Origin of the sequence: Pararhodonellum marinum (assembly GCF_015354735.1) — a bacterium.
In the GTDB taxonomy this organism is placed as follows: Bacteria; Bacteroidota; Bacteroidia; order Cytophagales; family Cyclobacteriaceae; genus Pararhodonellum; species Pararhodonellum marinum.
This window is the reverse complement of the sequence record NZ_JACEFJ010000002.1, coordinates 569,183-592,886: the sequence shown is the minus strand read 5'-3', so window position 1 is coordinate 592,886 and position 23,704 is coordinate 569,183. Positions and strand designations below refer to the sequence as shown.

Below are 23,704 nucleotides of genomic sequence, written 5' to 3'. Positions count from 1 at the left end.
TCAATGACAGGAACCAACCCCCAGGATCGCCCCTATGCTACGGAAATTTCCAGCATTTTCCAATCTTCCCCCTGGACCTTGGTGGTCGTGGATGACGATCCTACAGGTACCCAAACAGTCCATGGAGTTCCTGTGCTTGGGGATTATTCCGTTGACACTTTCTTCAGGGAATTTGTTAATAAAACCCGGTTGTTTTTTGTATTGTCCAATTCCAGAAGCCTCCCACTGGAAGAAGCTTTGGGCCGGATGAAAACCATCGGAAACAATCTTGCCGCTGCTTCAAAGAAAGCCAAAAGGCATTTTTTGTTGGTCAGCAGAAGCGATTCTACCTTAAGGGGACATTTCCCGGAAGAAGTATATCAACTCAGTAAAGCCGCAGGTTTTCCCTCATGCCCAATTTTGCTTATTCCGGCATTTTTTGAGGGGGGAAGGATCACTGAAGGCGACATACATTATCTTAACGAGAACAACGTCAAAATTCCTGTAAACGAAACCCCCTTTGCAAAAGACAAAAGCTTCGGCTTTGAGCATGGCGATTTGAAAAAATGGGTGCAGGAAAAATCCAAAGAAAAGATCAAAGCCGAGGCGGTAAAGAGTTTGGGGTTGGAAGAGATAAGCCAAGGTCTCACAGTCATTGCTGATGTTTTGTCAGAATTGAAAAATGATGACATCCTCGTGGTGAACAGCACCTGTTATACCGAACTAGAAAAGGTTTGTTTGGCTCTGTATCACCATCTGGGAGAAGGAAACCACATGCTTTTCAGGACTGCCGCATCATTTGTATCCGCCTTTTCGGGAATAAAGGCCAAGTTGTACTTGCCATCATCGAATATCCGATCCATAGGAGGCTTAACCATTGTGGGGTCGTATGTGCCAAAAAGCAACAGTCAACTGGAAAACCTACTTTCCAAAAAACAAGTAACAGCCATAGCAATATCAGTTCCCCGGCTTCTGGAATCAGATCAACAGCCATACCTGAATGATTTGGCAGTGTGGATCGAGACCCTGTTGAAGCAGGATAAAGAAGTCGTTGTATACACCTCACGGGAGTTGATCCAAGGTAAAACTGCCGAAGAGAGCCTCGGAATCGGTCAAAGGATTTCAGGATTTTTGGTGGAAATGCTCAAATGTCTGAACGTGCAACCTGCCTATTTGATTGCCAAAGGGGGAATCACTTCCAATGACCTGGCAGTAAAAGCACTGGGGATGAAAAGAGGCCTCGTTTTGGGACAGGTGATTGCCGGAGTTCCGGTTTGGGAGCTGGGTCCGGAAACCAAGTTTCCGGGTATGCCCTATGTGGTTTTTCCCGGTAATGTGGGCGATGAGGAAAGCTTAACGGAAATAGTGTCTCTTTTCAACAATTCCAATATTCCATCATGAAAAAACTGAAAGGGGTGATGATAGGAGCAGGCTATTTCAGCCACTACCATGCAGATGGATGGAACCGAATAGCAGAGGTGGACATGGTAGCGGTTTGTGATACCCATAAGGAAAAAGCAGTGAAATTTTCAGGCATTTATGACCTGCCCAAGGTGTATCAGGATGCAGAAAAAATGTTGGATAAGGAGGAACCTGATTTTGTGGACATCATCACACCCCCTGATGCTCACCTGCCGCTGATAAAATTGGCCATGGATCGGGATATTCCAGTGATTTGCCAAAAACCACTTGCGAATACCTTTGGGGAAGTAATGGAAATAAATGACTTGTTGTCAAAATACACTACAAGGTTTATGGTCCATGAAAACTGGCGCTTTCAACCTTGGTACCGGCAAATCAAAATTTTGGTGCAATCAGGGGTGATCGGGGAAAAAATCTTTCAGTATGCTTTTCACTTACGGACAGGAGATGGATGGGGGGCAAATGCCTACCTGGACCGTCAGCCCTACTTCAGAACCATGCCCAGGCTGTTCATGCATGAGACAGGGGTACACTTTATAGACACTTTCCGCTACTTGGCCGGAGAAATCACCGACGTATATGCCCAGATGAGGCAAAATAACCCCCTGATCAAGGGGGAAGATGCTGTCATGGTCCTGATGAATTTCAGTGGGGGAAGTGCTGCTTTGTTGGATGCCAACCGATACAATGAACCCAGTTATGAAGACCCTAGGTATACTTTTGGGAAAATGCTGGTAGAAGGTGAAAAAGGGAGCCTACATCTGCATCCAAATGGACAGATTTCCATCAAACGACTCGGGGAAAAAGCTTATTTTCATGATTTCCAGCCCAGTCGTTTGGGGTTTGCAGGTGACAGTGTAAAGTCCTGTCAGCAGCATTTTATTGACAGGTTGAGTTCAGGGAATCCCTTTGAAACTGAATTATCCGATTATTTGAAAAGTCTTCAAGCTGTGGAAGCCGTGTACCAATCCCATTTAGAAAGTAAAAGAATCTACCTGAATCTGGTCAGTTTGTAACAAAATGCCTTGAAAAAGAAAAATTTTTTATATCTTTAAAATGTATACCGTATACAAAATCATCAGTTGTAACATTTAACCGGCACGAATATGATAAAAAACGATGAATTGGGTCTACAGGCTTATAGGGAACTGAAAAAAATGATTGTAAGCGGTCAATTGGCCCCGGGTGAAAAAATAGTCCAGGAAAAACTGGCAGCCCGAATGGGCATCAGCCGTACCCCCTTGCGTGTAGCCCTTCAAATGCTGGAGGCGGAAAACCTCATCGAGCCCAAATCCAAAGCAGGATACCAGGTAAAGTTGATGGACGATTCCGAAATTCTGGAAATTTTTGATTGCAGAATCGCGCTGGAAGCCACGGCAGCAGGATTGTTGGCCAAAAATATCGGCGGCAAAGACCTGGAAAAGCTGAAGGGATTTTTTGAACCTTACCTGGACAAGAAGACCTTTTCTCTGGCAACCTATAAAAAGGATGACAGCAATTTCCACCATTTCATCATCGCCAAATGCGGCAACAAATTTCTTGAAAAACTCTTCCAACAAGGCAACCTGATCACCTACATAGAAAGGATCGGATTAATCCGTCCCCCAGAGGAAACCCTTCAGGAACACCTCGATATTGTCCATGCAATCCTCAGTAGGGACCCGGTTCAAGCCGAATCAGCCATGAAGTTACACTTGGCCAAATCCAAACAAATTGTAGAAGACAAAATCAACAATAAACAAAACCTCCTTGCAACGTCATGATCAAAAGGGAGGATTTTGAAAGAATAAAAAAAATATCCGCAAAGATGATCAGGGAGGCCCAAATCCTGATCACGGATCAGGAAGCGGATGCCATTGATGTGGCGGATTTTGGGCTCAATGACATTGAGAAAGAGGGAGTTCAGATTCTGACCCATTTCAGTACCAAAAGAATTTCAGCCAAAGTGTTGGTCCTGTTACCCAACCAAACCGAACCTGAACACTGGCATCCTCCGGTAGACGATGATGCCGGAAAGGAAGAAATCATCAGGGCCATAGCGGGTAACCTTCGTTTTTACATTCCCGGAACCCCCAATATGAAGGAGGGCTTTATCCCTGAAGGCAAGGAGGACTATTACACCATGAGACATGAGCGCATCCTGAAACCCGGCGATCAGCTTCATCTCCCCCCCGGTACCAAACATTGGTTTCAGGCAGGGCCTGAAGGAGCAGTATTGTATTCTTTCTCCACCTGTGTGAGAGATGGTTTTGACCGGTTTACCGATCCCAATGTGGTGCGGGCGACGATCATCGAAGACTGAAGAAAAACATCAAACCTAGCATAAGCATGAAGCAAAGCATCATCACCTCATTTTTAAGTAAAACACAGGACAGATTTTCTGCCTACCATGAACCTACCACCCTGAGAGAAAGGCTGGAATTGGTCACTCAGATTGATGGCTGCGATGGCGTGGAAGTGGTCTACCCTTATGAAACAGGGGATGCAGCCGAAACCAAAGCCTGGATGGAGGAATTGGGGCTTAAGTTTGCAGCCATAAATGCCAACATCAAAAAGGAACCCCAATGGGTAGGTGGGTCCATTTCCAGAAACGACCCCGCGTTGAGAAAAGGGGCCATTGACATCATCAAAGGGGCAAAGGATTTTGCCAAGGCAGTGGGTGCCCCGCTAGTGACCTGTTGTCCACTGACCGATGGGTATGATAACCTCTTTCAGATTGATTACCGCACTTCCTGGAGAAACATGATAGACTCCGTAGCAGAAGCAGCGGATTATTTGCCTGAAATCCCCCTCTTTATAGAATACAAGTATTCTGAAACCAGGGTGCATTGTCAACTGGATACTTGTGTCAAGTCCATCTTGCTCCTGAAGGAGGTCAACATGCCTGGCACCGGAGTGACCATTGATTTTGGCCATGCCCTCTATGCCCAGGAAAACCCCGCCCAGTCCATCGCCATGTGTGGGGAAAGCGAAGTGGATTTTTACCTCCATACCAACGACAACGATTGCCGGTTTGATTGGGATTTAGTGGGAGCCACCAGAAATTTTCTTCACTACGCCGAGTTTTTGTTCTATGCCCAATTGTACGGCTATGACAAATATTATACCACAGACGCCTCGCCGAGGGTCTTCGAAATGATGCCGTTTTTTGACAACCATTCGAAAATGTCACGGGGAATCTATCAGCTCGTGCAGTCTCTCGACAAAGATAAATACCTGAAGCTGATGCGGGAAGAGAAGGCCATGGAGCTGCTTCAACTGGTAAGAGAGGAAATCTACCGGATATGAGCCAAATAACCCATTCACCCTACACCTTAAATAGTGAAAAGCTCTCTTTGGCTGGCGCCAGGCATTTGGCACAGTCTGCCTTTGCCATAGCCCAAAAAAGAAAAGTACCCGGGGCATTGGCCATCGTGGATGATGGAGGCAACCTGCTGCTGGCAGAAAGGTGGGACCACAGCATGGTTGCCGCCATACAAATTGCCATTGATAAAGCCATAACGGCTTTGAGTTTTCAGAGGCCCACTATAGACCTAGAAAACACCATCCTATCCGGGCGTTTTCCCATGTTGCAACCTTCCAAAAATATCGCTTACTCCCCACTTCAAGGAGGACATCCCATCCTAAGAAATGGGAAAATCATCGGGGCAATCGCCGTTGGAGGCACCCTAAAGGCAGAAACTGATGAAGAAATTGTAAAGGAGGTTTTGGAGGATTTCTACAAGACTTTTGAATGAACATAGGCATTAAAAGAATCCATTAACCCAAAATACATGTCAGAAATCAATACCAAACCTGTGATACCTAGCCGATACTTCATGGTAGGTGGGACTTTCCTGCTTTCCATGTTGGTATTGGTGGATAGGATTGGGATTTCTGTGGCCAAAGAACCCATGACGGAGGCTTTGGGTCTTTCGGATAAGCAATTTGGGTGGGTATTGTCCATTTTTGCCTTAGGTTATGCCCTTTTTCAGACCCCCTTCGGCATGTTGGCGGATAGGTTTGGTCCCAGAAAAATCCTGACCATGGTAGTAAGCCTTTGGTCGATCTTTACCGCATTGACCGGGGCTGTCACCCAGTTTGTGTCGCTTATGGTAGTCCGTTTTCTCTTCGGTGTCGGGGAGGCGGGTGCCTATCCCGGTATGGCCAAGGCCATTTACCACTGGATTCCTATTCGGGAAAGGGGCATTGTCAACGGCATCAATTTCTCCGGTGGAAGATTTGGGGCAGCCTTCTCTCTGCCCTTGATCGCCATAGTGATTGAGCTGATGGGCTGGAGAGCTACCTTTTTTTTGCTGGGTCTGATCGGAATAGCCTGGGCCATCGCCTGGTACTGGCTCTTTCGGGACAATCCCGAAGACCATCCCAGGGTCTCCGCTTATGAAAAAGAAGAAATAATCCATTCCCGAAAAAGTGAAGGCCATGAAGGAAAAGCCACATCCGGGGTTGCCATTCAGTCCATAGTAGGATCCAGAAACATGTGGCTGGCGATGGGGCAGTATTTTGCCAGCAACTTTACTTTTTTCTTCTGCCTGACCTGGCTTTTTCCCCATCTCAAAGAGCAATTCATGCTGGACAATGTGGCCGCAGGTTTTTTTGCCTCACTACCTTTGGTGGCCGGAGCATTTGGGAATATGTTCTCCGGCTGGTTGGTGGATTACATTTACAGGAAAGGTCATTTCCGTTGGTCAAGGTTATTGCCAGCGATCATCGGATTTGGGTTGGCTGCCTCAGGCCTGATTTTGAGCCTGTTTGCCCAGGATATCAACGTGGCCATCATTTTCCTTTCCATGGCGGTTTTTGGTGCGGACATGACCTTGAGCCCGTCTTGGACATTTTGTGTGGACATCGGAAAATTACATTCGGGAGCTGTATCGGGAACCATGAATATGGCAGGAAATTTAGGCTCTTTTGTCACCGCGCTGGCTTTTCCCTATCTCAAGGATTGGACTGGATCTGTCACTCCATTCTTTATCATAGGCGCCCTGCTCAATGTGGCCGCCATCTTTATCTGGCTACGGATGAAGCCGGAAAAACCGATTGATTTTCACCTTAAAACCCAGAATATATGAAGCACTTGCCTTTCACAATGGTTTCGCTTTCCTTTCTGATGTTATTTCTGGTCGCTTGTCAGCCGAAAACTGAGCAGCACACCTTTGCGGAAAAGGAGGGCATCATCAGGATAGAAGCAGAATCCCATCCTCCTGTTTCCGGATGGGAATTGAAAACGGACAATCCGGGCTACTCAGGCAAAGGCTATCTGGAATGGACCGGAGAGATGAATTTTGACCCTGATTTTGGTGTCCTCCATTTTGCTTTACTGGTGGAAAATGAAGGGGATTATCATTTCAGGATTTACAACCGGCATGATCACCCCCATGATTACACCGAAAACAATGACATTTTCACCAAAACCAATGATGGGGATTGGCTGAAAACCTTTTCCCATTTGAGCTATAAGGAATGGGGCTGGGATACCCGATTTGAGATGGGACACCTGGATTTTATGGATCCTCCCAAGGTGTACCTAAAAAAAGGCCGCAATGATTTTTACATCGGAGGAAGATCGCCCGGCTTTAAAATGGATCAGATCCATTTCTTTCATTCACAAATGATTGCCGACCATTACGATACCAACCAGGACAATCCCCATGTATTGGCCATAAATTTAAAAGATTCACAACATGAAGATTAATCTAACAATTGGGATAGGGCTGCTATTGGTATGCTGTGCTTTACCGGCCCTTTCCCAAATCCAAAAACAGGAGTACAAGAGAAATCTTGAAGTAAAAGCAGAACAATGGCAGGTCGTGGATATCAGTTTCAAAGGAAAACCCATTGGCAATGCCAATCCTTTTGAGGTGGAATTTGGCGCGATTTATAGCGGACCTGATGGTCAATCCTTAAAAGTACCCGGCTTTTATGACGGCGAAAACAAATGGATTGCGCGCTTTTCTTCCATGACCCCCGGCACTTGGACCTTTGAGACATACGCTTCAAAACCCGAACTAAGCGGGCAGAAAGGTAAAATCATGATAAGTACGAATACAAGGGAGAATCAGCAGGGGGCTGTAATCCTTGACCCGGAAAATCCCCAGGCCTTTATCTATGAGGATGGCAGTCCGCATTTTATGCTGGCCTTTGAGCTGGATTGGCTTTTTGCCCTGGATTATGACAACCCGGATGCCATGCCCAAAACCGAACAAATCCTGAAACATGTACAAGAAAACGGCTTCAACCATGTGGTGATGAACCTTTATGCCTACGATGTAGGATGGGGGATTGCCAAAGATGTGCCCGAGGAGTATTTCTATGGCAGGCCGGATTATACCCCATTTTTGGGAGACAATGACAACCCCGATTTTTCACGGCTCAATCTCAAGCTATTTCAACACCTGGACCGGGTTTTTGCCAGCATGCAGGCAAAGGGTTTGGATGCCCACCTGATGATCTATGTATGGAATAAAAAAGTAAATTGGCCAGACATGTACTCCAAAGCGGACAATCAGTATTTCGACTACATCATTGACCGCTATCAGGCTTTCAGCAATATGATCTGGGATGTATCCAAAGAGGCGTTGGATTATGGCAGATGTGACATCCCCTATATCAATGAACGGATCAGCCGCATCAGACAAAGAGATGCCTTCAAGCGTTTGGTAACCGTTCATGACTATGAATACAACTCCAGGGAATCCCAAAGGGTAGACTTTATTTCCATTCAGAGCTGGCGTTCCAATCTCTATTCCCTGATGCTGCAAGGGAGGGAAATCCATTCCGATAAGCCTGTGGTGAACATCGAACATGGTGGTTATGAAGAAGGACCTTACCGTTCTTTTGAGGGCAATTATACCCATGCGGAAACCTGTCTGGAAAGGACTTATGAGTGCGTGTTTGCAGGGGTATATGGGTCTTATTACTGGCAGAATACGTCATGGAACATTGTCATCCACGATCCATTTGATGAGAAACATGAATTTGATGCTCCGAGGTTTGATTATTACAAACACCTGGCGGGGTTATTTGAAAGGTACGACTTCAATTCCCTCAGACCGAGTTTTCCCAAGCTGACCACCAATGACAAAGGAGGACAGGATAACCTGGCCACCAATGGATTTGCTTTGCACAATGGCAAAGACCTCTACCTGATGATGATTCCTTCGGAAAGTGACCGGGTCAATATAGTCATTCCCAAACCTGAAAGCGGCAAGCTCAACATCACCTGGTTCAATCCTTTTACCGGAGAATACCAAGAAGAAGGAGAAAGGGCTTGGAGCAGTTGGGCTGAGGTAGTCAATCCATGGAAGAATAAGACCGGTGTACTTATCATAAAAAGTTTATAGCTTTGATTTGCCTATATTACCAATGAATCAAAGCAGCTGACCTTATGAAAAAATATCTCGTCCTTTTCGTTCTTCTGATCCTGATCGTCCCCTCCTTTGCGCAAAAACAAAAAGTATGGTTGGACTCAGATACCGGGAATGAAATGGATGACCTTTATGCTATTGTCAGGTTACTCAAAGATCCGAATGTTGAGGTAGTAGGACTGAGTTCCGCACATTTCAACAATCCAGATCTGTTGGTTTTTGAAAAGTGGAATGCTTATGAAACCAAAGGCCTGCAAACCATGGAAGACAGCCAAAGGCTAAATGAAGAAATCCTTGAGGCCATGGGCTTGTTGCGACTCCCCCATCCCAAAGGAGCAGACCGACAAATCGGCCGGGCCTGGGGTGGACAGGAACCAAGGGATTCTCCAGCTGCCCAAGCCATTATTGCATTGGCCAAATCCCTCCCGGAAGGGGAAAAGCTGGATATCCTGACTTTGGGAGCCCTGACAAACGTCGCATCTGCCCTCATTCTGGCCCCTGAAATTCTCCCGAAAATCCGAATTTTTGCCTTGGGGGCTCGATACAATCAGGAAACCCGGGCTTGGAGTAAAAATGAATTCAACATCCGAAATGACCTCAATGCCTTTGATCATTTATTGGATCTGGATGGCCTGGAATTTACCATTATGCCACTTGAAACTGCCCTTCCCCTGCAATATGACCGTGATGATACCTATGGAAGGCTGGATGATAGCATCCCCATCCAAAAAATCCTTCAAAACCGTTGGAGGGAGCAAAATCCACAGGACCGAACCCGGGTGATGTGGGACCTGGCTTTGGTGCAGGCCTATTTGTTGCCACAACATTCAGAAACTTTGCAGGTCAATTCTCCACCGGAAAACAAATCCTTTACGGTGAAAATTTATTCCAAAATTGACAAAGAAGCTTTTGTAGCGGATTTTTGGCGTGTTTTGAAAGAATAATCTTATATTCAGAGTTGTAACGATGGATCCCGATTCCATTTTCCTGTTCTTTCACCCATCATTCCAAAATTAATGTCGAGTAGAATTTTATTGCTATTGACCACGGCCATCCTAGTGGCCTCCTGCAACACCCAACCCGAAACCGCTTCCCTAGATTACAGTGAATGGCAAACCTTTGGGGGCACCAAAGATGCTGCCCGCTATGTCTCCCACACGCAGATCAACAAATACAATGTCAAAGACCTTCAGGTAGCCTGGACCTTTGAAACGGGTGATGCTACAGAACGTTCTCAGATCCAATGCCAGCCGATCGTGGTGGATGGGGTCTTGTTTGCCACAAGTCCCCAAATCAATGTCTTTGCCCTGGATGCTGCCACAGGGAAATTGCTCTGGCGCTTCAATCCCTTTCAGCTTCTCGGTGGTCAAAATTCATGGGCGGGAACCAACCGAGGTGTCACTTACTGGGAGGATGGAGCAGATAAACGGATTCTTTTTACGGCGGGAAACTGGCTAATGGCGCTTGATGCCACTTCCGGTCGGCCTATCATGGATTTTGGAGATGGGGGAAAAGTAGACCTTCAAAAAGATCTGGATACAGATTTGGAGAAATTTCTAATTGTTTCCAATACCCCAGGCATCATTTACGGCAATAAACTTATTTTGGGCATGCGCCTTTCCGAAGGCCTTGATGCTGCCCCAGGCCACATCAGGGCCTATGATGTCAAAACAGGCAAGCGGGAATGGATTTTTCACACCATTCCCCAACCCGGACAGTTTGGGTATGACACTTGGGATACCACCTACGTTAAATTTATAGGCGGTGCAAACAACTGGGCAGGCATGAGTTTGGACGAGGAGCGGGGCATTGTGTATGTTCCTACAGGATCCTCCACTTATGATTTCTGGGGAGGATACCGGCATGGGCAAAACCTCTTTGCCAATACCCTATTGGCTTTGGATGCTGCAACAGGGGAAAGGATCTGGCACTTCCAAGGGGTACACCATGACATTTGGGACCGTGATTTTCCTGCCAATCCCAACCTGGTCAGGATCAAAAAAAACGGAAAATGGATCGATGCGGTGGCACAGACCTCCAAGCAGGGTTATGTGTATGTACTGGACCGGGTGACCGGAGAGCCCGTTTGGCCCATTGAGGAGAGGGAAGTACCTGCCTCCACCTTGCCAGGAGAACAAAGCTGGCCCACCCAACCCCATCCCACGCTTCCCGAACCCTTTATGAGGATGGCCTATACGGAGAGAGAAATCCTTAACCTCACTCCAGAGTGGGAATCGGATATCCGGGGCAAACTGGAAAATGCAAAATATGGACACATGTGGTTGCCACCCAGCGAAGAATATGGGATTGTGCTTTTTCCCGGAATGGATGGTGGGGCTGAATGGGGAGGCTCTTCTTTTGATCCCCACACGCAGACCCTCTATGTCAATGCCAACGAGATGCCGTGGCTGATTCAAATGGGCCAGAATCCGGATTTTGATAATTTAGGGCAGAGTGTCTACGTGAATTATTGTGCCAATTGCCATGGCATGAACAAAAAAGGCAACCCTCCAGCATTCCCATCGCTGGAAAACCTTGGAGATAAATATGATGCCCAAAGTCTGGGTAACCTGATCAAAAGAGGAAAAGGTGCCATGCCTGCATTTGCCCACATTGAAGAAAGTCAAAGGGAACTGATGGTCAATTACCTCTTGGGTAAAGAGCAGGTTACCGTGGGGGATAAAAAAGAAATGGAAGGGGGACAGGAACGGCTGTATTCCCGCTACTTTATGAAAGGATATTCCCGCCTGCTGACAGAAGACGGGTATCCGGGCATCAATCCGCCATGGGGAACCCTGACAGCCATAGACATGAATACCGGGAAAGTAAAATGGCAATCTATACTGGGAGAATTTGAAGAACTGACCGAAAAAGGCATCCCCCCAACCGGGACGGAAAATTATGGAGGACCCGTCACCACCGCAGGCGGATTGGTCTTCATAGCCGCTACCAAGGATGAAAAAATTAGGGCCTTTGACAAGGACAATGGGGATTTGTTGTGGGAAGCAAGCATCCCCGCTGCGGGTCATGCCACCCCTGCCGTGTACATGAAAGGCGGGAAACAATATGTGGTCATCGCATGCGGAGGAGGTAAAGGAACCAAATCCGGAGATGCTTATGTGGCTTTTGCCCTGCCAGATTAGTATTTTCTGCGAAGCAAACCAAGCATCAAACGCATCTCTGCCCCACAGTTGATGGATTGTCGGTGAAAGTGAAAAAATGTCCCAAACCCGATCCCAAATCCCCTTGTAATCGGAAATTCCAAAGTGGGTCTGACCATGAATCCGAGACCTTGACTATCCACCAATTCATAGGAATAATTTCCGGCAACAAGACCTGACCCTGACACCCGCTGCCAGTTGGTAGGTGTGCTGATTTGGTTCCAGGTAGGCCCGATTTTGAGGTGCAGGCGCTGATTCCCTTCCGGGGTCAGGACTATGGATTTTCCGATTAGCAGCTGATAGGAACTGATGTAATTTCTGGGAGCCGCCAATCCAAAAGTAAAAATACTGAGCATGCCCCCATTGTAATCTTCCGGGCGATCCCCGGGTCTTTTGGCCATAATCATTGCTCCCAGTTCCACCACCAGATTTTCTTTATGGATGTAATTGAGACTCATGGTCGCTCCAAAGTAATTGCCCACAAAAGCGGATTGGCTAAGGTAAATCGCGTTGTTTTCTGAAAACTGTGCCTTCACACCCTGACAAATCAAAAAGAAAAATCCCAACAAAAATGTAAGCTTCATGTTGCTCAAACTTGATTCAAATTATCGTCAAAAGTATAAAAGTTCTACTGAATTTTAAGGTTATCAAATGATTAACTAAAGCCAACAAAGAAAGTTTTCTTTGAAGATTTTCTTTTCTAAAATTACATGATAGGGCATAAAAAAGGCCAATTTGATTGGCCTTTTTTTATTTAAACTGTTTTTTCAGCTTTTAATTTGGGATAATCAGTGTATCCTTTTTCGCCTGGGGTATAGAAGGTATCCTGATCCCAATCTGCGATAGGGGCATCATTGGCAAATCTTTCCACCAAGTCCGGATTGGAAACGTAAGGCTTGCCATAAGCCACTGCGTCAGCCAAGCCTTCCAAAATGTACCGGTTACCTTTTTCCTGATCAAAGTCCCCATTGATAATCAAGGTGCCTTTGTACATGGGCCTGTATCTTTTGGCGATCTCACTTACTGCGTGAGGAAGTTCCGACACATCTGTAAAAGGTTCTGAAAGATGGAGGTAGGCCAGATCATAATGACTCAGCTTTTCAATGATATAGTCAAAAGTGGGAATACTTTCTTCGTCCATGGTCATCCCAAAAATCCCATGCAGAGACGGATTCAATCTGAGCCCAATCCTGTTTTCTGGCATGACTTCTTTGAGTGCCTCGATGATTTCAAATAGGATTTTGGCCCGGTTTTCAATGCTGCCTCCATAGCCATCTGTCCGCACATTAGAGGTTCGGCTGAAAAATTGATGGAGCAGGTATCCGTTGGAGGAATGGATCTCCACGCCATCAAAACCAGCCTCCATGGCATTTTTACCGCCCATTTTAAAATCATTGATGGTGTTTTGAATTTCTTCAATGGTCATTTCCGCTGGGGTCACCGTTTCTTTGAAACCTTTTGGTGTAAATGACTTGGAGTTGGGGTTGATCGCAGAAGGAGCATGTGGCAATTCACCGTTATGAAAATCCGGGTGTGAAATTCTTCCCACATGCCAGATTTGAATGAATATCTTTCCACCTTTTTCATGGACAGCTGATGTTACTTTTTTCCAGCCTTCCACCTGTGCCGGTGAATAAATGCCCGGCGTATTGATATACCCAACTGCCTTCTTGGAAACCTGTGAGCCTTCGGTAATGATCAATCCGGCTGATGCCCTTTGTTTGTAATATTTGACATGAAGTTCAGTGGGTTTATTGTCCGGATTATCCGCCCTGCTGCGGGTCATGGGAGCCATGATGACCCTGTTTTTCAATTCCAGATCTCCCAAAGTTAACATCTCTAAAAGTGGTTTGGTGCTCATAATGTAAGTTGGTTAGTTTTCAAAATTATATGTATATACAACTAACCTGATCTTGGAATCGTTCAGGAAAAAAGTAAATTCATCAGCCATAAGAAATAAAACCCCTGAATAACAATTAGATATGCAAAAAATCTCTCTTTGATTGATGGAACCAGTTGCCTTCTATACACTGGTAAAGGAAAAAAACTTAAGTTTTACTAGAAATATATCCCTGTCAAAAACTGGAAATTGACTACACTTGGAGGATGATTGGAGGCGGGTTTTCCTCCCACATTGTTATTCATCCCTCCTGTCTGTTCTGCCCTTGCTTCAAAAAACAAAGCCTTGTTTTTATTCCATGATTTTTGAATACCCAATGCGGCCCACAGGCCAAATTGGGACCTGGTCAAAGACTGACCTTCCCCTTCAAAGATGGTCAAGGTTTCGACAATCAGTCTCTCTCTGACACTACTGGATGATCGCCTAAGGTGATGCGTATAGGACAAGCCCGTTCGAAAAAAAGGACTCAAGGTTTTCCCTGTAAACTTGTAAGTAAACCCCACTGGTAATTTGAGTTCCATGATACTCACTTCCATGTTGTAGGTATTTCTGAGAAAAGGGGCTTCAGAGATTGTGCTTACGGAATAGCGATGGTTCTGAATCATGGGATTAAGGGTCAGGGAGATTCTTTCACTCATCCTGGGATTAGAAAAGTCAATGGTCATCCCCAAAATAGGGGAAACGGAGTAGTCTGAAAATCCATTAAAATCCCTATAATCCGGATCGCCTGCTACAAAGTTTGCCTGGGAAACGCCTACCCCTATCATGGGGGCAATTTTAACCGAAAGCCATTCTTTGTCACCTTTATAAGTCACATATTCCACACCCTTGCATTCATTGTAATTTTCCACGATTTGAGTGAAGCTTTTTTCCCCACTTCCCATTGAGGCAACTTTGGTTTTCATGGATGGACAATCTGCCGTGAGGGCATTCATCACCCTGATGTGTTGATTGTTGTCTTGAACATATTGCTTACCACCCTGCTGAACCATTGTCCTAGGGGCAGTCAGTCTTGTTAAACTAGCCTGAGGGCTCTCCACAAAAAAATCCTGATCCGCTTTGTACAAGGAAAGCTCACCGCTTACCAAAACCTCAAAGAAATAGGTTTTCTCTTCACCATCCTGCGAGACAATGGTTTTGGATTCAAAAACTCTATCTCCAAAAAAGCCAAAACCATTGATTTCGGTTGGGGTGAAAGTGACCACATCAGCATCCGCAGAAGCCTTGAACCGACAATGCAACATGTTCTTTTTGCTTTCCCTGTAATCTATAAAACCATAAACCGTATCCTGCTCCAAGGTTAAAAGATAACTGCTTCTAAAGTCGGATTGGGCAAATGATGCCTGAAAAAGGACAAAAAACAGCGGCATAAAAAAAAGATTCTTCATAGGGTGGGTACAATTAAGTATAAATGGTTATTTAAATTTGTTGTTTCAATCTACATCATAAGCTGGGTCATATTCCCAGAAGTCATTTACATTAATAAAGGAACCTGCGGTACCTAAATAAACTTTCTGGTTGATGACAAAGGATACCGCGTAATTTCTGAAATCTGGATCTTTAAAGGCCCTTTTCTCCCAAAAATCCTGTATCGGATCATACCTGTACAATGACCGAAAAGTTCGGAGAAAGGCCTTTCCATTGATCACAAATGCATTGGACCCTTCATGAGATTCCCCATCCCATAGTTCGGCTTTTGGCAGCCAAACTTTTAAGTTAAAATCATATTCATACAGTCTATTGATTTCTTCGAAGGGGTCTAAAACATACACAAACATCCTATCATCGATCACGAAACCTGTTTCTGGATATTTGGGAAGGCCTTGATTTCCCAAATCAATCCAATCATCCTTTACAGGATCATATTCCCAGAAATTTTGCTCTTCCCGAGGAATGATTAAGAATGCTCTTCCTCTTGTAGACAAGCCAATTCCTGTGTATGACCCAAAAGGAAATGGTTTGATAGCTGAAAATCTCTTGGTTATTGGATTAAATTTCCAGAAATCCTGAAAGTAATTAAAAGGATAATTGTACCCAAGGCCTATATATACAAACTCCCCTAAAGAAAAGTGTGCGGCCAGTGACCTGTTCTTGCCGGGAAATGTAACACTCTTGTTCCAAGAATCCATCATGGGGTCATATTCCCAGAAGATTTCCGAATTTTCTTCACCTAAGCCTACATAACCTTTTCCATAAGCTGAAAATCCTACTGCCATATTTACTTTTTCTCCGGAAAATGGAAAATCCGCAATTCTAAGCCATGGGTCCAAAAGTTGGAAGGAGACATCCAAAGTATTGCTTTGTTCGGCTATTTCCACTGTAAAATTATCCGTTCTATTCCTGTAATGACCTCTTGTTGGCATTCTGAATTCAAGGAAATCTGTTCCGGAATTAAGGATTTCTACCTCGGTATTTCCAAAAAAAAGTTTATTTTGATCGGTAATCGGATTAAAATTTTCACCATAAATTTTTAAACTGGTGTCGGTGAAGCTACTGGTTTTTTCCAAAGCCAAAAGTTTTGGCGGAATCAAGGTAAAATAGTCATTGAATACCAAGTGACTTTCCACGAACTGCAGGCTGATTTTACTGTTTTTGACTGAAACTTCATCCGGTACGATTACTTTAAGCTTGTTTTGTTCCATGCTAACCAATCTGGCTGGATGTTCATCAAAGTAAACCTTTAAGTGATGCAGGTAATACCCAAGGTTTAGTCCTTCCAAGATCAGGGTATCTCCAAAAATCCCCGTAGTCGGTGAAAAAGACAACAATTCGGGTGCTGAAAACTTAAACACCTCAGGTGCTTTCGCAAGCATCCCTGCGGTTTGGACAGCAATGGATGCCGTTGGATAGGAGCTAAATGTGGGAACCAAACAATAAATAAGACTATCACTGCTGTTGATAATTTCTGCTTCGGCTTGTCCGAAAGTGACCTTATTGTTTTCGGGTCTTTGATTGAAATTCTTTCCTGAAATCCTGATGGTATCCCCCCAAACACCAATTCGGGGTGAAAAATCAAGGATCATGGGAGATTTACTGCCAGGGCTGACAAAAGTCTCGACGTTTCCATATACGATATGGGTATCGGTGACAGCATATGCTTTTACATGATACGTTTTATCCTTTACCATCCCCCTGTCCAGGACAAATTCAAAATTCAAGGAACCCTCGGTTGCTCCTCTGGAAAACTTTTCTGAAAGTTCCAAACTGAGCTCTTCTTTTTCTCCCCAGATAAAACCATGGTCAAGGATTTTGAAGTTTTTATGAAAAGTTATGGCCCCGGAAAATGCAACACTTGTTTCGCCCATGATGGCGATGGAGTGGGTTTCAACCTGAGGATATCCAGGAATTGGAAATTCTTCCTCCCGGCAGCTTAATGTCATCATCAACAAAAAGCCTAAGCAGCCTATGAATCTGTTCATGAAACTTATTTAAAGTAAATACCAGTCAAAATCTGAAAATTGTTTACACTGGGTGAAATGTCCAATCCGGGTCCGCTCTTCTGACTGTTTAGTCCATTTGTTTTTTCTGCCCTAAACTCAACAAATCCGCTATACCGAGATGACATTTTCCTGATTACACCCAAAGAAGCCCAAATTCCCATCTGAAAGTCATTGATTTCCTGACCATGCCCACGACTGGTATATACCACACCTGCTTGATTATTTTCATAAATGGCTTCGGAATGTCTATTAAAATGTAAAGTGTGGGAAGCTCCTCCACTAAAGAAGGGACTTGTTTTTTTACCTGTCAGGGTATACGTCAAACCATAGGGAATCTTCAATTCGAAAAATGACAATGTCATGTAGCTGTTGGTAGAATTCAGTACATCCCTTTGACCTGAAAACACCTTATAGAGCTGATTTCTACCAATGAGATCTATTGTTATCCCCAGTTTTTCATTGATCCTCGGGGCGAGAAATTTAAAAGACAAACCCAATCCCGGAGAAAAATTGGTATATGAAGACCCATCCAAGTGGCTTTCATATGAAAGTCTCGAAACCATATTCGCCTGTGAGGCATTGTAACCAAATACCAACCCAATCTGTGTTACAGTCCAGGGTTTTTCTTCTTTGTAAGCGATGTAAGGCAATCCAGTGCATTCGTTGTAGGATTCAACTACCTCGGTGAAGGACTTTTCATCCACTTCTACCTTATCAAATTTGGAAATTGAATATTTACAATCTGTAAGCAATGAATTGAATATGCCGATGTGTTTGATTGGCTTCCTGTAATATTTTCTTCCGTTCTTTTCTACAAGTACTTTAGGATCTGTAAGCCTAAGCAATCCGCTCTCTTCTTTTTCTAGGTAAAAGTCATCTTTGTACCGGTACAGAGAGGCTTGACCTTTTACCAAAACCTGAATAAAAACACGGTCCACTTCATTGTTCTCCTTCACCACCTCCTTTGATTCGAAGAATTTGTCCTGATTAAACCCATACCCAAAAATTTCCTTAGGATTAAAATCATTGGTCATGCTGTTATTGTAATCAATAAACCTGCATTTTTTGGAATTAAGGGCACTTTCCTTGTAGTCTACCAATCCAAAAAGCGTGTCCCGCTCTAGGGTGATGACATATCCAGCCCGAAAATCAGATTGCCCAAAGGCCAAATGGGTCAGCATCAGTAAAAAGATGCCTGTGAAAAGTGATTTCATTTTGAGGATGGTCTGTCTTTAAACTATTCAAATTTGGCTCCTCAGGGAAGTTTATAGGCCACCACATTTCCAAAAACTGTATGCGTTTCCGTTTTAGCAAATGCCCTAAAATAATATGTAGTGCCTCCAGCAAATTGTGGCGGTGGTGGAGAGGTAAAATCCAGGGAACCTTGGGCAGTGCCTAGGGAGATTTTTTCTCCTTCATACTTGAGTGTAAGTTCATTGGTGCCATAAAGGAATCCATGGTCGGATATGGCTTGATTGGAGGGGAAATCGATTCTACCACGAAGGTTAGCAGATGGGTTGACCTCCATGGTTTCAACTCTCGGATAGGCCTGTTCTGGTAGTTCTGATTCTATGCAGGCAGATAAGTTTAGGGCAAGCAACAAAATTACCCAAAGTGATTTTTTCATGATTTCATTTAAAGTTAATACCCAATACCAATTGAAGATTGGTGACCCTTGAGGTCATGCCGATAGGTGACCTTGGGTCTCCTTTATATACCCCGTTGGTATGTTCCATTCTCAGTTCTACTATTCCTTTCATTCGCTCAGAAAGATTTTTGGATAATCCCACACTTCCCCATGCTCCCAGCTGAAAACTTCTCAGGAGATTGTCATGGTGAAAAGTTTCTATTTCATTGCGGCTTTCTATTTCCTCCGCCCAAAGATTTTGGGTGTTCAAATTAAAAGTCTGTGAAAGTCCAATGGATACAAAAGGTGTAAGATTTCTTTCTGGAAAATGATAACGGACTCCCATCGGGACTTTTAATTCTTGATTTGAAAGTGTAAAGAAGTTTCTTTTTGTCCGGTCAAATACTGGTCCTTCGTGAAAGAGATTATAGGTCGATTTGGTATAATTAAGTCCTGCGGTTACTGAAACCCGCTCATGTAGCCTAGGGAAAAATAAGTCAAGATTGACACCTATTAAAGGACTGGAAACCAAGTCATTGGTCCCATTCACTATTTCATTGGTTACATTGGCACTTTTTACGGACATCCTGGAAAAATGCATGCCGGCCATTGGCCCCCCTTCAATTCTAATCCATGGTTTTTCTGCCTTATAGGAAGTATACGTTTTCTCAGTGCAAACATGGTAATCAGAAATCAATTTTGTCAACTGCTTTTCATTCAAGCTTAGCTTCGGAATCCTTCCAGCCATGTCTGGACAATCGGCCAAAAACAAGTTCAAAATTCCTATGTGTTTGTTTGATTTGGATATCATGGTCTTTCCATCTATTTCCTTTTGAACATCTTTTTGGTTCAACTGGAAAAACCCTTTTCCTTCCTTTTCCACATAGAAATTATTGGCATCTCTAAACAAGGTAATTTCTCCACTCACCAAAACCTGCAAAAATTCCATGCTATTGCCATCATCCGCAGCAATTTCTCGAGATTCAAATCTTTTGTCTCCTTCAAAACCAAACCCCTTTAAATCATTGGGGGAAAATTTCCTGATTTCCGACTTGGGATCGTTTCTAAAAACACAAACTTGATAATTTTTCGAATTTTCTTTAAAATCGATTTGACCTTTTATGACATCTCCATTTGGGAAAATGACATAGCCAGCCCTAAAATCAGATTGCCCAAAGGCCACATGGGTCAGCATCAGCAAAAAGATGCCAGTAATAAGTGATTTCATAAATGAGGAAAAGGGTATTCAAAAACGTAAAATTGAAAACTAAAATTTCAACAATATAATGCAATACCAAGTTAAAAAACTAAAGAATTTTTATAAAAATTTTCACATTTAAATATTGGAATTTTTATGTTTACAAAAATGTTTTTTGTCGCTAATTATTTGCTATTTGATCGTTTTAATAAAATAAATGTATGTACCTAATGATGCCTGTAAAATGGTAATTCCATATAATACTCGCCAACAAATTGAAATGTCCCGTACATTCTTGCCCGACTCAGGCGGGCCTGCCCGACGCCGACAGAAGGACTCCCGACTTCGGACTTCCAACCCGTTTAAGCAGAATATTTTGTTTCTAAAAAACTTCAATCATAAAACAAATGATGCAGCTCAATCAAAGGGAGCGCTTCTAAGACCTTTCTCTTGTATTCCCCTTCTTCATTTGCCCAACGAACCAAGGCAATCTGTCCACCTGAAATTTCTATTCCAGACATGCTTCCGTCATTGAAACAACAGCATCCCGCATTGAAATAGGTCGGTTTCTCCCCATTTTTGTCTGTAAGGCGACCATCGCATTGGCTGGGATGCCGGTTGATTTTCTCCTGCCATGAAGCTGCCTCTTCTTCTAAGCCTTGATCCTGTGCGATGGACAGCTGTTGCTTGAGCCATTGTATATGGCTGTAAGAGTGAAAAATGGTCTGATGGGTATGTCCGGTGATCAGCACCAGGTTTTTTTGATTTTGACTCCACTCATACATCAACTGGTTGTGGTAAGTTTTCTCCTGTTGGCTGAGGGCAGGGGTATTGATGTTGATCTCCAAAAAAGACTGCAAAGGCCCCCAGATGTAAGCCACAAACCATTTGGAAAACCAATTACCGTCTGACCTACTGTCACCCTGATGTCCATGGGTACAGAAGAAATCAATGTAATGTCCTTCCGCATAGTTGACCCGAATGACAATCCCTCCGTAAATGTTGATGGGCTTGCCATACAGCTGCCAGAGGTAAAAACTGGCAAAAGGATCTATTTTCCAGAAAATATCATGGTTCCCATAGAGTTTGAAAAAAGCTTTTCGCTTTACAAATTTTTTCTCCGCTTCAAATGTGGCCTTGTTCTTTTTCATGATGGAAAAAATGTTGTATTTCCAAAGTTCTTCACTGTCCCCTAAATTGATGTAATAGCTGTCTTTTTGATCATAATAATCCAAAGCAGCCAAGTAGGTCCCCTCGGTGTGTCTGAATTCATCGCCTCCTCTTCGGTTTCCTTTGTGGTGATCTGTCAGGATGATGGTGCTCCGGCCGTCTTTCAGGTTGATGTCATACATTGCCCCCTCTTTTAAATCCGAATCAGATGTAATGCCCTCGTAAATCTCACTGAGCCTTTCAAAAACCGCTTCTTTTTGGGGTGATGAGGAGACACGTTGCGAAAACCAAATGATGGGTCTTTTCAATACAAATACAATCGGTGCTTTGATCAATCTGACAAGCTTTCTGAACATCGAAAAAGGAGTTAATTATGACGGGATGTAAAAGTTAAAAAAATACAGTTAAATATTCCCTATTGAGCCTGCATTTACTTTTGGTCAAAAGATGGAAATCCTGTATCTCAAACAAAATTTCTCTAATAGCCATTGAAAAAATTCACTTTAACTTTTTACTTAAGTCATTAATAACCAATTAAATATATCAGGAATTGCAAAATTTTATCCCTGATTTTCAGCCAAATATTTTCTACCTTCGAAGTACATTGGTTTTTGTTGATTTGACAAAATAATATCATCATGAATTTTTTGGCTTACAATAATATGCAGGGATGTTGGGTGAAAAATGAATGGCCTAAGCGCTGGGTTATTCATCTTGCATGGCTAATTCCGCTCTTACTTTGCTGCTGTTCCACGAAAAACTCAGAAGAAAACCTCTTCTACAGTCAAAAAGAATTTCCGGTGTATGGGCATTACCGGTTGGAAATGCTACCCATAGACAAAGGGGTCAGCATCGTAAATCCCATACAGATTTCCTTGGGGCCAAATGGACATATCTATGCCGCCAATCAGACAGGGGAAATCTACCGGTTATTGGACTCTGACGGGGATGGGCTGGAAGACGAGGCGGCATTGTATGTTGATGTCAGCGAATTTGGCTTACGTTCACCCTCAGGTTTTACCTATCGGGGTGACACCGTTTACATTGGTACCAGCCAGGAAATCAGGGCTTTTGTGGATATGGATGGAGATGGTAGGGCTGACAGCAGCTGGACTTTTTTTAATGAGATCCCATTCAGCAACCATCCATATGAATGGACAACAGGCTTGAATTTCGGCCCTGATGGCTGGCTTTATTGTGCCATGAGCACAGATTCCTGGAATGCCGGTGCCTCTCCTGACCCAAAAGGGTACAGAGGGGCCATCATCAGAATTTCACCGGATGGCAAGCAATCTGAAATACTGGCCTCTGGTATCAGATCGGTCTATGGAGTGGGATTCAATCAGGAAGGGGATCTTTTTTTTACTGACAATGAAGGTGGAGGCAATCCCCATGAAGAGTTGAATTTGCTGGTAGCCGGTGCATTTTATGGACACAACCCCCTTAAATATGGCTCACCCGGTAAGCTTCAGGAACCTGCCCATATTCTCAAAACTGAAGTAGCTCCAGGAGGCATGGCTTTCAATTCGACAGAAAATGATTTTGGAGATGCGGCCGGTCAGCTGTTCATTGCTTTTTATGGCCCGGGTGAGCGTTGGCAACGTGGAGGCGTAGGCAGGGTGAAAATAGAGAAGCAAGATGATAGTAACTATGTGTTTGAAGAGTTTCCTGTGGCGGATATCCCAAAGCTTTCAGACTTGGCTTTCGGCAAAAACGGTGACCTGTATCTGGCACAGCACGGTCGCTCAGATTACTGGTACAATCCTACAGAAACCCAAACCGGGGGATTCTTTAGGTTGATTTATGACCCCGAAGTATCTCCTACTCCGGTGGCCCAAAGAGAACTCAAACCATCCGATCTTTCAGAAAATGCCATCGAGGCCGGGAAGCAACTTTTTGCAGAGCGTGCCTGTTCTGCCTGCCACCAAGTGGATGAAAGCGAGGAATTGCTGGGACCCAATCTGAATGATATAGGAAACCGATTATCAAGAGCAGAAATACGGGAAGAAATCGAAGCCCCTTCCGAAATCATTAAACCCAGCATGATGGGAGTCAAAATCACGCTTAACGATGGAAAAGTGCAACTTGGCAGGATCATCAATACAGATGAAAAGCACCTCTCTGTCATGTTGGTCGGGAATTTTGTAGAAAAAATCCCAAGGGATCAAATCATAAAGGTAGAAGAAGAAAAAAAATCCCTGATGTACGAAGGTTTGCTCTCCGGACTATCCGAGCAGGAAATTGAGCATCTTTTGGATTATATCATCAGTCTTTCGAGGTCAGAATAAGTTTTTCAGTTTGTATGCCGTCTTGGATATTTGTTGCAACCTCTCCAGTCCATTTTTCATGCTGCAAAAAAACCCGGAATTGGCATCAGCATAATTGTTGCGGGTCAAAAATTGATCCTGGACCCTTGACATTTGAATTTTGTATTCCACAA

General features: G+C 44.0%; 20 protein-coding genes. 12 read left to right on the top strand and 8 right to left on the bottom strand.

Annotated features, from left to right (window positions below):
* Positions 1–3 precede the first annotated feature (3 nt).
* The 11 genes from H1A14_RS06325 to H1A14_RS06275 all read left to right on the top strand — a co-directional run bounded on the left by H1A14_RS06325 (position 4) and on the right by H1A14_RS06275 (position 11,911).
* Positions 4–1,380, top strand: a complete 1,377-nt coding sequence (locus H1A14_RS06325; RefSeq protein WP_194775370.1) for a four-carbon acid sugar kinase family protein — start codon at positions 4–6, stop codon at positions 1,378–1,380.
* Complete coding sequence (locus H1A14_RS06320) at positions 1,377–2,417, top strand: Gfo/Idh/MocA family protein (RefSeq protein ID WP_194775369.1); 1,041 nt, start codon at positions 1,377–1,379, stop codon at positions 2,415–2,417. The genes H1A14_RS06325 and H1A14_RS06320 overlap by 4 nt, the downstream gene beginning before the upstream one ends.
* A gap of 90 nt (positions 2,418–2,507) precedes the next feature.
* On the top strand, positions 2,508–3,164 hold the full coding sequence (locus H1A14_RS06315; RefSeq protein ID WP_194775368.1) for a GntR family transcriptional regulator: 657 nt from the start codon (positions 2,508–2,510) through the stop codon (positions 3,162–3,164).
* Entirely contained in the window at positions 3,161–3,703 is a 543-nt protein-coding gene (locus H1A14_RS06310; protein ID WP_194775367.1) for a D-lyxose/D-mannose family sugar isomerase, read from the top strand. Before H1A14_RS06315 ends, H1A14_RS06310 begins: the two co-directional genes overlap by 4 nt.
* A 26-nt stretch (positions 3,704–3,729) precedes the next feature.
* Positions 3,730–4,689, top strand: a complete 960-nt coding sequence (locus H1A14_RS06305; RefSeq protein ID WP_194775366.1) for a sugar phosphate isomerase/epimerase family protein — start codon at positions 3,730–3,732, stop codon at positions 4,687–4,689.
* The gene (locus H1A14_RS06300) at positions 4,686–5,138 is read left to right on the top strand and encodes a GlcG/HbpS family heme-binding protein (RefSeq protein WP_194775365.1); all 453 of its coding nucleotides are present in this window, start codon (positions 4,686–4,688) and stop codon (positions 5,136–5,138) included. The genes H1A14_RS06305 and H1A14_RS06300 overlap by 4 nt, the downstream gene beginning before the upstream one ends.
* A 36-nt stretch (positions 5,139–5,174) precedes the next feature.
* Positions 5,175–6,473, top strand: a complete 1,299-nt coding sequence (locus H1A14_RS06295; protein WP_194775364.1) for an MFS transporter — start codon at positions 5,175–5,177, stop codon at positions 6,471–6,473.
* Positions 6,470–7,096 (top strand): hypothetical protein, encoded by a 627-nt coding sequence (locus tag H1A14_RS06290; protein WP_194775363.1) that lies wholly within the window; start codon positions 6,470–6,472, stop codon positions 7,094–7,096. The genes H1A14_RS06295 and H1A14_RS06290 overlap by 4 nt, the downstream gene beginning before the upstream one ends.
* Entirely contained in the window at positions 7,086–8,744 is a 1,659-nt protein-coding gene (locus H1A14_RS06285) for a DUF5060 domain-containing protein (protein ID WP_194775362.1), read from the top strand. Before H1A14_RS06290 ends, H1A14_RS06285 begins: the two co-directional genes overlap by 11 nt.
* A gap of 44 nt (positions 8,745–8,788) precedes the next feature.
* Positions 8,789–9,712 (top strand): nucleoside hydrolase, encoded by a 924-nt coding sequence (locus H1A14_RS06280; protein ID WP_194775361.1) that lies wholly within the window; start codon positions 8,789–8,791, stop codon positions 9,710–9,712.
* Positions 9,713–9,784: 72 nt separating this feature from the next.
* The gene (locus H1A14_RS06275; RefSeq protein ID WP_194775360.1) at positions 9,785–11,911 is read left to right on the top strand and encodes an outer membrane protein assembly factor BamB family protein; all 2,127 of its coding nucleotides are present in this window, start codon (positions 9,785–9,787) and stop codon (positions 11,909–11,911) included.
* Here H1A14_RS06275 and H1A14_RS06270 read toward each other — a convergent pair.
* From H1A14_RS06270 to H1A14_RS06235, 8 genes are all read right to left on the bottom strand, one after another.
* A complete protein-coding gene (locus tag H1A14_RS06270) occupies positions 11,908–12,513 on the bottom strand; it encodes a hypothetical protein (RefSeq protein WP_194775359.1) in 606 nt (201 codons plus the stop codon). The two genes, H1A14_RS06275 and H1A14_RS06270, sit on opposite strands and share 4 nt — an antisense overlap.
* A gap of 170 nt (positions 12,514–12,683) precedes the next feature.
* Positions 12,684–13,790, bottom strand: a complete 1,107-nt coding sequence (locus tag H1A14_RS06265; protein ID WP_194775358.1) for an alkene reductase — start codon at positions 13,788–13,790, stop codon at positions 12,684–12,686.
* A gap of 197 nt (positions 13,791–13,987) precedes the next feature.
* Positions 13,988–15,217 (bottom strand): outer membrane beta-barrel protein, encoded by a 1,230-nt coding sequence (locus tag H1A14_RS06260; RefSeq protein WP_194775357.1) that lies wholly within the window; start codon positions 15,215–15,217, stop codon positions 13,988–13,990.
* Between the two features lie 45 nt (positions 15,218–15,262).
* Positions 15,263–17,248 carry an IPT/TIG domain-containing protein gene (locus H1A14_RS06255; protein WP_194775356.1) on the bottom strand — a complete coding sequence of 662 codons (1,986 nt, stop codon included), beginning with the start codon at positions 17,246–17,248 and terminating at the stop codon, positions 15,263–15,265.
* A gap of 5 nt (positions 17,249–17,253) precedes the next feature.
* Positions 17,254–18,483, bottom strand: coding sequence for a hypothetical protein (locus H1A14_RS06250; RefSeq protein WP_194775355.1), 1,230 nt, complete (start codon positions 18,481–18,483; stop codon positions 17,254–17,256).
* A gap of 41 nt (positions 18,484–18,524) precedes the next feature.
* Positions 18,525–18,896: a hypothetical protein gene (locus tag H1A14_RS06245; protein WP_194775354.1), complete on the bottom strand. Its 372-nt coding sequence runs from the start codon at positions 18,894–18,896 to the stop codon at positions 18,525–18,527.
* Between the two features lie 4 nt (positions 18,897–18,900).
* On the bottom strand, positions 18,901–20,124 hold the full coding sequence (locus H1A14_RS06240; protein WP_194775353.1) for an outer membrane beta-barrel protein: 1,224 nt from the start codon (positions 20,122–20,124) through the stop codon (positions 18,901–18,903).
* Between the two features lie 362 nt (positions 20,125–20,486).
* On the bottom strand, positions 20,487–21,620 hold the full coding sequence (locus H1A14_RS06235; protein ID WP_194775352.1) for a metallophosphoesterase: 1,134 nt from the start codon (positions 21,618–21,620) through the stop codon (positions 20,487–20,489).
* Between the two features lie 282 nt (positions 21,621–21,902).
* On the opposite strand from H1A14_RS06235, the gene H1A14_RS06230 reads away from it, so the two are divergent.
* Entirely contained in the window at positions 21,903–23,552 is a 1,650-nt protein-coding gene (locus H1A14_RS06230; protein ID WP_228527611.1) for a DUF7133 domain-containing protein, read from the top strand.
* Positions 23,553–23,704: the final 152 nt, after the last annotated feature.